This is a genomic window from Carnobacterium divergens (genome assembly GCF_900258435.1).
Lineage (GTDB): Bacteria > Bacillota > Bacilli > Lactobacillales > Carnobacteriaceae > Carnobacterium > Carnobacterium divergens_A.
In genome coordinates, this window is sequence record NZ_LT992558.1 from 848,734 (window position 1) to 863,231 (window position 14,498).

General features: G+C 34.5%; 12 protein-coding genes. 10 read left to right on the forward strand and 2 right to left on the reverse strand.

The window, feature by feature from the left end; all coding sequences use genetic code 11:
- Positions 1–127: 127 nt before the first annotated feature.
- Both CDIMF43_RS04455 and CDIMF43_RS04460 read right to left on the reverse strand, forming a co-directional pair.
- Positions 128–1,234, reverse strand: a complete 1,107-nt coding sequence (locus CDIMF43_RS04455) for an LCP family protein (RefSeq protein WP_074401362.1) — start codon at positions 1,232–1,234, stop codon at positions 128–130.
- Between the two features lie 85 nt (positions 1,235–1,319).
- A complete protein-coding gene (locus tag CDIMF43_RS04460; protein WP_109841296.1) occupies positions 1,320–1,964 on the reverse strand; it encodes a YigZ family protein in 645 nt (214 codons plus the stop codon).
- Positions 1,965–2,271: 307 nt separating this feature from the next.
- Here CDIMF43_RS04460 and CDIMF43_RS04465 point away from each other — a divergent pair, with 307 nt between their 5' ends.
- From CDIMF43_RS04465 to CDIMF43_RS04510, 10 genes are all read left to right on the forward strand, one after another.
- Positions 2,272–3,135 carry a DegV family protein gene (locus tag CDIMF43_RS04465; RefSeq protein WP_074401364.1) on the forward strand — a complete coding sequence of 288 codons (864 nt, stop codon included), beginning with the start codon at positions 2,272–2,274 and terminating at the stop codon, positions 3,133–3,135.
- 86 nt (positions 3,136–3,221) lie between these two features.
- Complete coding sequence (locus tag CDIMF43_RS04470; protein WP_109841297.1) at positions 3,222–4,577, forward strand: ATP-dependent helicase ComFA; 1,356 nt, start codon at positions 3,222–3,224, stop codon at positions 4,575–4,577.
- Positions 4,571–5,263, forward strand: coding sequence for a ComF family protein (locus CDIMF43_RS04475; RefSeq protein WP_074401366.1), 693 nt, complete (start codon positions 4,571–4,573; stop codon positions 5,261–5,263). The genes CDIMF43_RS04470 and CDIMF43_RS04475 overlap by 7 nt, the downstream gene beginning before the upstream one ends.
- Before the next feature lie 138 nt (positions 5,264–5,401).
- Positions 5,402–5,938, forward strand: coding sequence for a ribosome hibernation-promoting factor, HPF/YfiA family (gene hpf / locus CDIMF43_RS04480; protein ID WP_034571442.1), 537 nt, complete (start codon positions 5,402–5,404; stop codon positions 5,936–5,938).
- A gap of 281 nt (positions 5,939–6,219) precedes the next feature.
- Positions 6,220–8,748, forward strand: a complete 2,529-nt coding sequence (gene secA / locus CDIMF43_RS04485; RefSeq protein WP_074401368.1) for a preprotein translocase subunit SecA — start codon at positions 6,220–6,222, stop codon at positions 8,746–8,748.
- A 96-nt stretch (positions 8,749–8,844) separates the two neighbouring features.
- Positions 8,845–9,955, forward strand: a protein-coding gene (gene prfB, locus CDIMF43_RS04490) for a peptide chain release factor 2 (protein WP_135014770.1) whose coding sequence is annotated in 2 segments (ribosomal slippage) — positions 8,845–8,916 and positions 8,918–9,955 — 1,110 coding nt in all. Because the reading frame shifts where the segments join, the coding sequence is not laid out codon by codon here.
- A 354-nt stretch (positions 9,956–10,309) separates the two neighbouring features.
- Positions 10,310–10,996: a cell division ATP-binding protein FtsE gene (ftsE, locus tag CDIMF43_RS04495; protein ID WP_034571436.1), complete on the forward strand. Its 687-nt coding sequence runs from the start codon at positions 10,310–10,312 to the stop codon at positions 10,994–10,996.
- Positions 10,986–11,873, forward strand: a complete 888-nt coding sequence (gene ftsX, locus CDIMF43_RS04500) for a permease-like cell division protein FtsX (protein WP_074401370.1) — start codon at positions 10,986–10,988, stop codon at positions 11,871–11,873. Before ftsE ends, ftsX begins: the two co-directional genes overlap by 11 nt.
- 51 nt (positions 11,874–11,924) lie before the next feature.
- Positions 11,925–13,097, forward strand: a complete 1,173-nt coding sequence (locus tag CDIMF43_RS04505; RefSeq protein ID WP_074401371.1) for a C40 family peptidase — start codon at positions 11,925–11,927, stop codon at positions 13,095–13,097.
- 193 nt (positions 13,098–13,290) lie between these two features.
- On the forward strand, positions 13,291–14,487 hold the full coding sequence (locus CDIMF43_RS04510; RefSeq protein WP_109841299.1) for a PDZ domain-containing protein: 1,197 nt from the start codon (positions 13,291–13,293) through the stop codon (positions 14,485–14,487).
- Positions 14,488–14,498: the final 11 nt, after the last annotated feature.

The window sequence follows — 14,498 nt, forward strand, 5'->3', positions numbered from 1 at the left end:
ATTATATTTTGACATCAGAAAACACCTTCAAATTTATTTTACCAAATTTGAGGTGCTCTTTTTTAGTTGTATCTAATTGTAGTGGCAGTTCCCTTCAGTAGGTTGCTCTTATTTATTCTTATTTGAGTTATCCCCCATAGTAACTAGAGGAACTGTCCATTTCAGAGCTATCACTCTCATAATTTCCAAGTCCATTTGTTTTGAATTCATAATCAGAACTGTCAGTTTCATTTTTACTATCTAGTCCCATTGAAACTCTTAAACGATGACTGACAAAGTCAACACTGTCAGGATATAATTCAACCATACTTGCACCATCTAATGTAAAGTCTGTCCAATCGAATACATAAGAATTGAATTTATAAGTACCGTCAATTCCTGTTTGAGCGATAGAAAGCATTTCATTGAATTTTAAATTGGTCCGCATATTAGAACCAGCTGCTTTGATTACATTTGAGTATTTAGTGATAGAACCAGCGGACATCGCTTTATCAACAATGGCTTTTATAATTAATTGTTGACGCTCCCCACGTTTAACATCATTATCAATATGTCGAGTTCTTGCAAGTGCAAGTGCTTGTTCACCATTTAAATGTTGTCTGCCTTTTTCTAACGTTACTTCACCATTGCCTAACGTATTGGTATCAGTGAAAGAGACAGGAACATCAACTTCAATACCACCTAGCGCATCAACAATTTCTAGAAAAGAGTCGAAATTGAATGTCACATAATAATTAATAGGGACGTTTAAAAAGTTTTCAACGGTTGCAATACTCGCTTCTTCTTCACCATAAGTATAGGCAACGTTAATCTTATCTTTACCAGTAAATTTTTTTGATTTAATATCCGTATAAGTATCACGTGGGATGCTTACCATGTTAATTTCGTGTGATTTTGGATTGATTGTTAAGTAGATTAAGGCATCCGTTCTTGCACTGCCAAGTTGTCTAGCGGAATCATCATCGATTCCCATGACCAAGATTGAAATCGTATCTTCAATAGGATTTATTTTTACGGTTTTTCCGTTTTTTGTAATGGTATTATTGGTTCCAGATAACTCATGATATGAATCATCTATTGTTTTTTTAGCTTCTGCATATAATTTAGCTCCATAAGTAACAGCGGCCAAAATTAATACTAATAAAGGAATCAAAATAATTAAGGTTAAGTTTTTTTTCTTTTTCTTCCGGTTTCGAGGGGAAGAAGATACAGGTTCTAGGTTATTTTTTTTCACAGTCATTCTCCTTATAAGTGTACTTCGCTAAAAATAGTCTTTATTATTTTATCATGAAAGCCGTTGCTGAAAACGTAAGCTTTTATTAAGAAGGAGTATCAATTCTTTTTTCACAATAACTTTTGGATCCGATTTTGAATGAAAGTTGACCATTTAAAAGATTAGTCAATTCTTCTTTTATTTTAGTTATGCACAGCTCGCTAACAAAAAACGAAACAACTACTTTTTCAGTATAGACGATGTCTTTAATCATATAGTGCTCTTGGTTTAAAAAGTATTCAAGTTTTCCTGAATCAGGATAGGCAACCGTAGCCGAAATTTCAGTTTGTAAACTTTTTTCAACGATACCCAACTCTTTAATAGCCGTGCTGACAGATTTACTATAAGCACGAATCAACCCACCTGCGCCAAGTTTTGTACCACCAAAATAGCGAGTTACAACAACAACAACATTTTTTAATGCCATTTTTTTTAAAACTTCTAACATTGGGACACCGGCAGTGCCACTTGGCTCCCCATCATCATAAGCACGTTGATGTTCATCATGATCCCCGATTAAATAGGCTGCGCAATTGTGGTTGGCTTTCCAGTGGTCTTTTTTGATAGCTTGAATAAATTCATTTGCTTGTAGTTCGTCAGTAACTCTTTTTGCATGGCAAATGAAGCGAGATTTTTTAATTTCAATCTCAACAACGCCATCTTGATAAAGGGTTTGATAAGTTTGCAACATATAGAGTTCCTTCCTCTAACATAATCTTAATTTACATTATAAACGAAAAATGTGAGGAATGTTAGTAGCTATTGTTAAGAATATCAGTTTTTTATAGGAATAAATAGAGTTGAATTGAAATGAAAATAATTTGTAAAGAATGTAATAAAAAGCTCATTTGCTTAAATCGTTAAAGTAGAGAACCTTTAAAACAAAAAAATCTTATTTTTAATAAGACGAGTGTCAAAAAATGTGCTATAATTAATCCTTGAATATAATAATAACGCTGAAAATGTAACGATACATGAGTAAATAGTGGGGTGGAAAGTTGAAAATTGCAATTGTAACAGATAGCACTGCTTACTTAACACAGGAGCAATATAAACAAAATAACATTTACATGTTGCCACTTTCCGTTGTGGTAGGCAATGAAGTTTACCGAGAAGAAGTTGATATCACTAGTGAAGAGTTTTTTGAAAAAGTTCGAAATATGGAAAACTTACCCACCAGTTCTCAACCTACAACTGGAGAAATTGTCACATTATTTGAACAATTGGCTAAAGATTATGATGCTGTAATTAGTATTCATTTATCTAGTAAAATAAGTGGAACGTATCAAAATGTCGCAGGTGCTGCTTCAATGGTAGAAGGAATTCAAGTTTTTCCATATGATTCTGGTATTAGCTGCATGGCGCAAGGATATTTTGCGTTAGAAGGAGCGCGCATGGCGAAACATGGCGCTACTGTCGAAGGAATTTTAACTGCATTCGAAGAGATGCAAAAAACTCTTAGAGCTTATTTCATGGTAGATGATTTAAATCATTTAGTCCGTGGGGGCAGATTATCTAATGGTGCTGCTATTTTAGGATCAATGTTAAAAATTAAACCTATTTTGCACTTTGAAGATAAAGAAATTGTGGTGTTTGAAAAAATTAGGTCATCAAAAAAAGCATTAAAAAGAATTGAAGGTATGCTAGTTGAAGATAGTGAAAAAGGCTACCCAATCGTAGCGACCATCATTCATGCAAATGCTGAAGAAGAAGCTTTAAAATGGAAGAAGCATTTAGAAAAAACGTTGCCAACGGTTCGTTTTGAATTAAGTTATTTTGGTCCAGTCATTGGGACTCATCTAGGTGAAGGTGCGCTAGGGATGGCTTGGATTGAAGATAGAACTAGAAGTCATCCTTATTAAAACAAATTTAATAGCAATTATTTTTTGAGTCGATAGAAAATCTATCGACTTTTTTTGCGTATAGTTTTATTTAAAGGAGGAGTATTATGAGAGAACTACTTTTTGGAAGACACTTATTAAAAGAGGAGATGCATCCGCTAGTACCCTCATCCATGATTCCCAATCTTATTGTAGACAGTGGATTTCAAGAGGAATTTGGAAGTCAAACTAGTTGCAATCGTTGTGGAGAAACAAATGAAAAGAAACGTCAAGTAGCGCCATGCGTCTGTAAAAAAACTTGCTATTACTGCACCAGTTGTCTTCAAATGGGAAAGGTTAAAAAATGCAGTTCGTTATTTTCAATTGTTGAGCCGAATCATTTTCCTTCTAATCAAACCAATCTTTTAACGTGGCGAGGAGAGCTTTCTATCCAGCAAGCAATGGCTTCGAATGCCATCAAAGAAGCCGTTGCTTTAAAAACAACTCATTTAATTTGGGCGGTGACAGGAGCTGGAAAAACAGAAATGATTTTTGCTGGAATTGAAGAGGCATTAAGTCAAGGCAAACGAGTATGCATTGCTTCACCAAGAGTGGATGTTTGTCTAGAATTAGCACCACGATTAAAAAGTGCCTTTAGTCATACACCAGTGGCCGTATTATATGGAGCTAGTGAAGAAAAGTATGAGTATACACCTTTAGTCATTGCGACCACACATCAATTAATGCGATTTAAAGAAGCTTTTGATGTAGTGATTGTTGATGAAATTGATGCTTTTCCATTTCACTCAGATAAAGGACTTCATTTTGCTGTTAATAAAGCTGTGAAAAAAGAAAAAACATTGATTTATTTAACTGCGACACCAACTAAAAAAATGCAAAAAGAAATTGCCAGTAACCAATTAAGAGCTACCATTTTACCAGCTAGGTACCATGGATATCCTTTGCCAGAGCCTACAGTACATTGGGTAGGTGATTGGAAAAAACACTTGACACTCAATAAAATACCAAAAAAATTAAAACACCTACTAACAAAACTAGTCCACAAAAAAAGACGCTTTCTCTTATTTGTTCCACAAATTGATCTTATGGAAAAGTTAGCGGAATTGATTCAAGAATGTTTCCCGAGCCAATTATTTTTAAGTGTATATGCTGCTGACGAAAAAAGAAAAGAAAGTGTTTTAAAGATGCGGGAAGAGAAGTTAACAGGTTTATTAACAACTACGATTCTTGAAAGAGGTGTGACCTTTAGAGATATTGATGTGCTTGTTTTAGGCGCAGAAGACCAAACGTTTACTGAATCATCCCTTGTACAAATTGCAGGAAGAGTTGGCAGACATCCCGAATTTCCTAGAGGAGAGGTTCAATTTTTGCATTATGGACAAACTAAAGCCATGAAAAATGCGATAAAACAAATAAAAAAAATGAATCAACATGCTAAAAAGAAAGGATTGTTAAAATGCTAGAATGTCTTTTTTGTGGACAACAAGAAATAAAAAAGCTGACGTTAAAAGAAATTTTATTTTTTACTAAAGCGACACAAGAAAATTTATGTAGAAAATGTAAAAAAGAGTTAATTCCTTTAAAACAATTTCTTACTTGTAAAGGGTGTGGTCGCAAAGCAAAAAAAAGAGACCTGTGTGCAGAATGTCTAAAATGGCAACTTATTTATCCAGAAGTTGAACTAAGGCATGTGGCGTTGTATGAATACAATTCATTGATTAAAGAATGGATGGAAAGATTTAAATTTCAAGGAGACTACCGATTAAGAAATCTGTTCAATGAAGAAGTGAAAACTAATTTAAAAATAGATAAAAAAAACATTATTGTACCGATTCCAATTAGTGAAACCAGTTATCAAAAAAGAGGATTTAATCAAGTAACCGCCATTTTAAAAGCAGCAGAAATTCCATATACAAATTGTTTAGCCAATGAAACAAACCAACTAAAACAGTCTAGTAAAACGAGGAAAGAAAGATTAGAAATGAAGCAGCCATTTCAGTTGGAAAGTGAAAAAATTAGTTTTATCAAAAATCAATCTCTTCTAATTGTTGATGACGTATATACAACAGGCAGAACAATCCTATATGCAAAGGATATATTAATGAAAAATGGAGCTAAAAAGGTTAGTAGTTTTTCAATTGCTCGATAAAAAAAGAGAATTGTAGCTTATTTTGTTTGTCAATTAAAGCGCTATCCTTTATAATTGAATTAAGGATAACATCGTAGTGAGTGGTCCCTATGATGTTCCACATTCTGGCATATCGTCAGATGAAAGGGGAGAGTGTTTATGTTTAAATATAATGTCCGTGGCGAAAATATTGAAGTGACTGGGGCAATCCGCAGTTACGTTGAAAAAAAAGTAGGGAAATTGGAGAAATATTTTAGTGATACACCAGATGCAACTGCACATGTGAATTTAAAAGTATACTCTGACAAAACTGCTAAAGTAGAGGTAACCATTCCACTACCATATTTGGTTCTACGTGCAGAAGAAACCTCACCTGATTTATACGCGAGTGTGGATTTAGTAGTGGACAAATTAGAAAGACAAATGCGTAAATATAAAACTAAAATCAATCGTAAATCTCGTGAAAAAGGGTTTGATTTTATCGTTCCCGACGAAGCAACCCTTGACTCTCAAGGAGAGCTTGATATCGTTCGTACAAAACGAGTATCACTAAAACCAATGGACAGTGAAGAAGCTGCCCTACAAATGGATATGTTAGGACATAATTTCTTTATCTTTGAAGACGCTGAAACAAACGGTACAAGTATTGTTTATCGTCGTAAAGATGGAAAATATGGCTTGATTGAAACGAATTAAATAGAAACGCCCAATCTTTATTTTTAAGATTGGGTGTTTTTTTATGGAAAAATAAAAAAATACCTCTAAAAGGCGCTATAAAGAAACTTAGCAAAGTCAATAATGAAAACATAACGATTATGTCTAAAAAAAGGTTCCAATTATCAATAACAAGTGATAAAATTAAAAAGATAGCACTTACCAGCTAATAAGGGTATAATTATTTGAGATAAATAGAATTTTAGATAAATCTTAAACTAAACTAATAAAAATAGAATGAACAACAAAGAGGAGAAAGATTGATGGCAAATTTTTTAAAAAATTTAATTGAAAATGACAAAAAAGAAATTAAGAGTCTAGACAGATTAGCAAATAAAGTAGAAGCATATGCAGACCGCATGGCAGCTTTAACAGATGAAGAATTACAGGCGAAAACACCTGAATTTAAAAAACGTTACCAAGCTGGCGAAACATTGGATGATTTATTACCAGAAGCTTTTGCAGTCGTTCGTGAAGCAGCAAAACGTGTCTTAGGTCTTTACCCATATCACGTGCAATTAATGGGCGGTATTACTCTTCATAAAGGGAATATTCCGGAAATGAAAACAGGTGAAGGTAAAACGTTAACCGCAACAATGCCCGTGTATTTAAATGCTCTTGCAGGCGAAGGTGTGCATGTTGTAACGGTAAATGAATATTTAGCTAGTCGTGATGCAACTGAAATGGGTGAATTATACGAATTTTTAGGTTTAACTGTAGGGTTGAATTTAAATTCTAAAAGCGCCGAAGAAAAACGTGCAGCATACGCATGCGATATTACTTATACAACCAATAATGAATTAGGTTTTGATTATTTACGGGACAACATGGTCGTATACCGTGAACAAATGGTACAACGTCCGCTTAGCTATGCAATCGTGGATGAAGTCGATTCAATTTTAATTGATGAAGCCAGAACACCGTTAATTATTTCAGGACAAGCTGAAAAATCAACTGTTCTTTATACAAAAGCAGATCAATTTGCTAAAGGGTTAAAAGCTGAAGTAGACTACACAATTGATGTACAATCTAAAACAATTGGATTAACAGAAGAAGGTATGGTAAAAGCAGAACGAGCATTTGGTGTTGAAAACTTATATGACATCGACAATACAGCGTTGATTCACCATGTGGATCAAGCATTACGTGCAAATTATATCATGTTACTAGATATCGATTATGTTGTTCAAGACGGTGAAGTATTAATCGTTGACCAATTTACTGGTCGTATCATGGACGGTCGTCGTTATTCTGATGGACTACATCAAGCGATTGAAGCAAAAGAAGGCGTAGAAATTGAAAACGAGTCAAAAACAATGGCTAACGTTACCTTCCAAAATTATTTCCGTATGTATAAAAAATTAGCAGGAATGACTGGTACTGCTAAAACAGAACAAGAAGAATTCCGTGAAATCTACAACATTCAAGTAGTAGAAATCCCAACAAATAAACCCATTATTCGTGATGACCGTCCGGATTTATTATATGCAACATTAACAAGCAAGTTCAATGCTGTTGTAGAAGAAATCAAAGAACGTCATGCAAAAGGTCAACCCATCTTAGTGGGGACAGTTGCTGTTGAAACGTCTGAATTGCTTTCAAACCTTTTAACAAAAGCGGGTATTCATCATGAAGTTTTAAACGCAAAAAATCACTTTAAAGAAGCTGAAATCATTACAAGTGCTGGTCAAAAAGGCGCTGTAACAATTGCAACCAATATGGCTGGACGTGGTACCGATATTAAACTTGGTGCAGGGGTACTTGAAGTTGGTGGATTGTGTGTTATTGGTACAGAGCGTCATGAATCTCGTCGTATCGATAATCAATTACGTGGACGTGCAGGTCGTCAAGGAGACCCTGGTGTCACTCAATTCTATTTATCATTAGAAGATGAATTAATGAAACGTTTTGGTTCAGAACGTATCCAAGCAATTCTTGAACGTATGAAAGTTCAAGATGAAGATATCTTGATTCAAAGTAAAATGATTTCACGTCAAGTTGAATCGGCTCAAAAACGTGTTGAAGGAAATAACTATGATACACGTAAAAACGTATTAGAATATGATGATGTAATGCGTGAACAACGTGAGATTATTTATGGACAACGTTTAGAAGTCATTATGGCGGAAGAATCATTAAGAAAAATCACAATTCCAATGATTAAGCGCACAATTGATCGTATGGTTGATGTGAACACACAAGGACCAAAAGAAGAATGGAACTTACAAGGAATTCATGATTTTGCAACTTCTGCAATCGTTCACGAAGACAGCCTGAAAGTAAGTGACTTAGAAAATAAATCTCCAGAGGAGATCAAAGCACTCTTACTAGATAAATCTGAAAAAATTTACCAAGCTAAAGAACAACAATTAAACAGTACAGACCAAATTCTTGAATTTGAAAAAGTAGTTGTTTTACGTGTCGTTGATAGCAAATGGACTGACCATATTGATACAATGGATCAATTAAGACAAGGTATTGGCTTAAGAGCATACGCTCAAACAAATCCATTAGTAGAATATCAAGCAGAAGGATTCAAGTTATTTGAAGAAATGATTGCAGCGATTGATTACGATGTTACTCGTCTATTAATGAAATCTGAAATCAGACAAAATCTTCAAAGAGAGCAAGTTGCTCAAGGAACTCCTGCTCGTTCATCAGGTGATGGAGATGTTGTTGAAGCAGCAAAATCAAAACCAGTTAAAGTTGAAGATAAAATAGGACGTAATGATCCATGTCCATGTGGCAGTGGTAAGAAATACAAAAACTGTCACGGAAAAGGTAAAGTTTAAGAACTAAATTAGAGCAAAGAACACGATTTGGTTGCGACCAAGTCGTGTTCTTTGTTAAAATAAACTGGAAATAGGAACACTAAGGAGAGAAAAATGATGGAATTAAGTGAAATCAGAAATAATCTAGCCAAAGCAACAGATAAAATTGCAGGCTTTGGGAGGTCTCTTTGACTTAGAGACAATGGAACAAGATATTGCAGAACTTGATAACAGAATGACTGAACCTGGTTTTTGGGATGATGGAACCAAAGCACAAGGAGTTATTAACGAAGCCAATAACCTTAAAGAAAAATACAATCAATTTAAAGAATTATCTCAAACCAAAGAAGACTTAGAGATGTTGTTGGAAATGGTAAAAGAAGAACCAGACGAAGAGTTAGAAAAAGAACTAGAAGACAACTATCAAGAATTTCAAAAAGATTTAGATAAATATGAATTGGATATGCTTTTAAGTGGGCCTTATGATAAAAATAATGCAATTATAGAATTGCATCCTGGAGCAGGTGGCACAGAGTCACAGGATTGGGGAAGTATGCTGCTTAGAATGTACATGCGCTGGGCTGAAAAAAAAGGCTTTAAAGTAGAAACACTTGATTATCAAGATGGGGATGAAGCCGGCATCAAAAGTGTCACCTTGTTAATTAAAGGACACAATGCTTATGGGTATTTGAAAGCTGAAAAGGGGGTTCATCGTTTAGTGCGTATTTCTCCATTTGATTCAGCAGGAAGACGCCATACATCATTTGTCTCAATTGATGTCATGCCAGAAATTGAAGATGCTGAAACGGTAGCCATCAATAGCGATGATTTAAAAGTAGACACTTATCGAGCAAGTGGTGCAGGTGGACAGCATATTAATAAAACTGATTCCGCAGTTCGAATTACTCATATTCCAACAGGGATTGTTGTAGCCAGTCAAGCGCAACGCTCACAATTGAAAAATAGAGATCAAGCCATGGGAATGTTAAAAGCAAAACTATATCAATTAGAATTAGAAGAAAAAGAAAAAGAACTAGCAGAAATACGCGGCGAACAAAAAGAAATTGGTTGGGGTTCGCAAATTAGATCCTATGTATTCCATCCCTACTCAATGATTAAAGATCACCGAACAAACTATGAAACAGGAAATGTACAAGGAGTTATGGATGGAGATTTAGACCCATTTATAGATGCTTATTTAAAGAGCACCATGTTAATAAACGAATAAAAAAGAAAAAAGTTGTCACATTAGGCAATTTTTTTCTTTTTTATTGTTACAATGGTAAATATCGGAACCCAAAAAAAGGAGGTATATTGTTTGAAAGTGGGGATTCTCGCTGAAAAAATACATAAATTCAATAATAAAATGAACTATTTTGTTTGGCAAAGGAAATTCATCTCTAATAAGACAATTCATTACATTTTCACCTCACATTGAAATATATTTGTAAAGAAAATACAACAGACTTAAATGTATATAATGCTATAATGGATAAGCGTTGGGAAAAGTATAACTAATGAATCCTAATTTAGTAAGAAACACCTGATAATGATAGCAAAACTAGAAAAGTAAGGTGATTATATGATAGAAATGTTGAATGTCTATAAAAAATATCCAAATGGCATCACAGCTGCAAATGGTTTAACCGTTCGTATAGAACAAGGTGAATTTGTTTATGTAGTTGGTCCAAGTGGAGCGGGGAAATCAACCTTTATAAAAATGATGTATCGTGAAGAAAAAGCTTCAAAAGGCAGTATTAAAGTAGGAGATTTTGATCTTGTAACAATGAAAGATCGTGACGTACCATTCTTAAGACGTCATGTGGGCGTTGTTTTCCAAGATTTCAAATTATTACCAAGACTAACTGTCTATGAGAATATTGCATATGCAATGGAAGTTGTTGAAAAAAATCCTAAAATTATCAAAAAACGTGTACTAGAAGTTCTTGATTTAGTTGGATTAAAACATAAAGTTAGAATGTTTCCAACAGAGCTTTCTGGAGGAGAACAACAACGAATTGCGATTGCAAGAGCGATTGCAAATATGCCGCGAGTATTGATTGCAGATGAGCCAACGGGTAACCTTGATCCAGATACATCATGGGAAATCATGAATATCTTAGAAGAAATCAACAATCAAGGCACAACAGTGGTAATGGCAACTCATAATAGTCAAATCGTAAACGTTGTAAAACACCGTGTCCTAGCGGTTGAAAATGGACGAATTGTCCGAGATCAATTGGAAGGGGATTATGGTTATGAAGGTTAGAACGTTTAAGAGACACGCTGTTGAGAGTTTAAAAAGTTTAAAAAGAAATGGATGGATGTCTATTGCAGCAGTCAGTGCTGTAACCGTTACTTTACTATTAGTAGGTTCATTTATCTCAATTCTTTTAAATGTCAATAAGTTGGCAACGGATGTTGAAAATGATGTAAGTGTTCGTGTTTACATTGATTTAGCAGCTACTAAAGAACAAAAAGATACACTAAAAACAGATTTAAAAAAGTTATCTAATGTTGATAAAATCGAGTATTCAAGTCGTGAGCAAGAATTAGATAAAGTAGTCGGAAGTTACGGATCAGAATTTAATCTATTCGGTGGCGACGACAATCCATTATTTGATGTTTATGTCGTAAGTACTGAATCACCAAGAGATACTGAAAAAGTAGCTAAAGCTGCTGAAAAATTAGACAATGTCGCTAAAGTCAATTACGGAGGCGCACAAGCTAAAAAATTATTCAACTTTGTTTCAGCCGTTCGAAATATTGGTGGAATTATTATTATTGCATTATTATTAGTTGCAATGTTCTTAATTTCAAATACCATTCGAATTACAATTTTATCTCGTCGTACTGAGATTGAAATTATGAAATTAGTCGGTGCAACAAACGGATTTATCAGATGGCCATTCTTCTTAGAAGGAGCTTGGATTGGGTTCTTCGGAGCAATCATTCCAATTGCAATCTTAAGTTTTGTTTATGTAGCAGCTTACGATTTTGTAACAAAAGTCTTACAGGGAACATATTTTGCATTACTAGCACCACAGCCATTTTTATACCAAATTGGTGGATTACTATTAGCTCTCGGTGTTTTCATCGGAGCCTTCGGATCATTGCTTTCAATGAGAAGATTCTTAAAAGTATAAATTAAACAAAAAAATAAAAAAATCATAAGGGTCAGATAGGAGAATAACTACGTGAATAAGAAAATCATAACTTTAGCAGTCATTGGAACAATCGGGTTAGGAACATTGGTAGCACCTTTTAGTGCATCAGCATCAGTTGATGAGGATATTACCAAAGCATCATCAAAAGTAACTGAAATTTCTGGTAAACAAGCAGATGCTAAAAAAGAATTAGCTAGCGTAACAGATTCTATTACTGAAAATGAAGCATCAGCAAAAGATTTAGTTGCTGAAATGCAATCAACTCAAAATGAATTAAAAACATTAAAAGCTGATATTGATACTTTAAATGAAAAAATTGCAGGACGTGAAGATAAGTTAAAAGAACAAGCGCGTACCATTCAAGTCAATGGAGATACACAAAACTATCTTGATTTTGTATTATCTGCGGAGTCTTTAAGCGACGTTGTTGGACGAGTTGATGTTGTTTCTCAAATGGTTTCAGCTAACCAAACATTAGTGAAAGACCAAAAAGCAGATCAAGAATCAGTAGCTGCTAAACAAAAAGAAACTGAGAAAAAAGCAAATGAGCAAACAATGTTAGCTGCTAAATTAGAAGCGGCTAAAGCTAGCTTAGAACAACAAAAACTTTCAAAAGAAGCCGTTGTTGCTTCACTTGCTTCAGAACAAGCTTCTGCAGAAAGTGAAAAAGCTACTTTCTTAACTCAAAAATCAGATGCTGAAAAAGCTGCTAAAGCAATTCAAACGGCAAATGAAGCAAAACCAGTTGCTGCAGCATCAAACGTAAGCAATAATGAAGCACCAACACCTGTATCTAACGGTTCAGCACCAGTTGCTAAACCAACAGCACCTGCTGCTGGCGGACGTTGGGGAACAGTTAGTGCTGCTGCTTACGGCGTTGCAGGCACACCATACTTATATGGTGGAACAACAACTGCTGGATTTGACTGCTCTGGTTTCACAATGTATGCATTTGCTGCTGCAGGTGTCAGCCTACCACGTGTTGCAAGTGCACAATATGCTGCAACAAGTCGTGTTTCTCAAGCAGAAGCACAACCTGGTGATTTAGTATTCTTCAACCAATCTGGCTCAATTGATCACGTTGGAATTTACATTGGCAACGGCCAATTTATCGGTTCTCAAAGTTCAAGTGGAGTGGCTGTAGCGTCAATTTCGCCATACTACTGGGCTAAATACCTTGTTGGTTTTGGTCGCGTAAACTAAAAATTTCTTAATTATGTAATAAATAAACCTATCCCTTATGGTTGGTACCAATGAACGGCGTAAATATGCACCGTTCATTGGTATTTTTTTGTTTTATAGTAGTTTATTTCAAAATAAAAGATTATTTCGTGATTATCTGCCAAGTATTTGCTAAAATAGAAAGTAAGTGTGATGAAAAGGAAGGATGAAGTTTATGGGAGAGTGGATTAAGACGATAGTAATGATTGTCGGATTATTTTTTATTCAGCCATTATTTATTATAGGAATTATTTGGTCAATCGGCATGAGCTTAAAAAGAATTCGAACAGAGAGAAAAACTTATCGAGTAGCTATTTTTAAAGAATGGTTTGAGGTGAAAAACTTTTTATTAATGGGACTACTTCCAGGGGTAGTTGTTTCGTCAATAGTGACGATTATTGGAGTACCGTTGACAATTGAATGGATTATTTGTTACCAACTTTCAACAATCATTCTTTTAATACTATTTGGAACGCGTTATATTCATCCAATCATCACGTTTCCAGTGACGGCGTTACTTTTAATTGTAGCCAATGGAATACTGGAAACTAATTCATCAAGTGGTTTAAACCTAATGGGTTATCATATCGATCAGTTGAATTTTTTCAATGATCATTTACTTATAAATGGTTTAGTTGTAATGTTCCTAACGTTACTTGTAACTATTTTTAGTTTAAGATTTTATAAAATGAAGCAACTATCTCCTGAATTTCTAAAAACAAGCCGTGGTAAATGGGTGGGAAGTTATTTTTTAAAACCTTTTTGGGTATTTCCTTTACTAACAATTGTACCAGGAAGTTTATTTACTGCTGTGTTTGATTGGTGGCCCGTCTTTTCGATTGGAAATCAAACATATACCGTATTATTTTTACCAATTTTAATAGGGTTACAATTAAAAGTTCAAACTCAAATTCCCCAACAAGCTTTAAACCTTGTTGTTAAAGATTTAATGATAGTAACAGGTGTATTAGTTGGTTTGATTGGCCTTAATATTGTTTGGCCAGCCTATACATGGATTAGTTATTTAGTTATTTTCATAGGAGCTATCGTTGTATATTTACGTCATCGCAAGAGAGAACACAGTTGGTCTTTCTTATATGGAACAGATGACGAAGGCTTAAAAGTACTTGGAATTCGCCCAGAAACACCAGCGGCTAAAATGAAGTTGACTGTTGGGGACACAATCGTGACTTGTAATGATCTGCCAATAAAAACAGAAGATGATTTTTATCAAGCACTAAAAATAAACAGCGCATACTGTCATTTAAAAATTAAACAAATTGATGGCGAGTACCGATTAGAGCAAACAGCCATTTATGAAGATTCGCCACATGAAATTGGTGTAGTGACAATTCCTGAAAAACTAATTTAACTAAAAGAAAC

Bases quoted from the DNA above. Each gene is read 5' to 3' on its own strand.
- CDIMF43_RS04460 (WP_109841296.1), bottom strand. From the start codon at position 1,964: ATGTTGCAAACTTATCAAACCCTTTATCAAGATGGCGTTGTTGAGATT.
- CDIMF43_RS04470 (WP_109841297.1), top strand. From the start codon at position 3,222: ATGAGAGAACTACTTTTTGGAAGACACTTATTAAAAGAGGAGATGCAT.
- CDIMF43_RS04475 (WP_074401366.1), top strand. From the start codon at position 4,571: ATGCTAGAATGTCTTTTTTGTGGACAACAAGAAATAAAAAAGCTGACG.
- hpf (WP_034571442.1), top strand. From the start codon at position 5,402: ATGTTTAAATATAATGTCCGTGGCGAAAATATTGAAGTGACTGGGGCA.
- secA (WP_074401368.1), top strand. From the start codon at position 6,220: ATGGCAAATTTTTTAAAAAATTTAATTGAAAATGACAAAAAAGAAATT.
- ftsE (WP_034571436.1), top strand. From the start codon at position 10,310: ATGATAGAAATGTTGAATGTCTATAAAAAATATCCAAATGGCATCACA.
- ftsX (WP_074401370.1), top strand. From the start codon at position 10,986: ATGAAGGTTAGAACGTTTAAGAGACACGCTGTTGAGAGTTTAAAAAGT.
- CDIMF43_RS04510 (WP_109841299.1), top strand. From the start codon at position 13,291: ATGGGAGAGTGGATTAAGACGATAGTAATGATTGTCGGATTATTTTTT.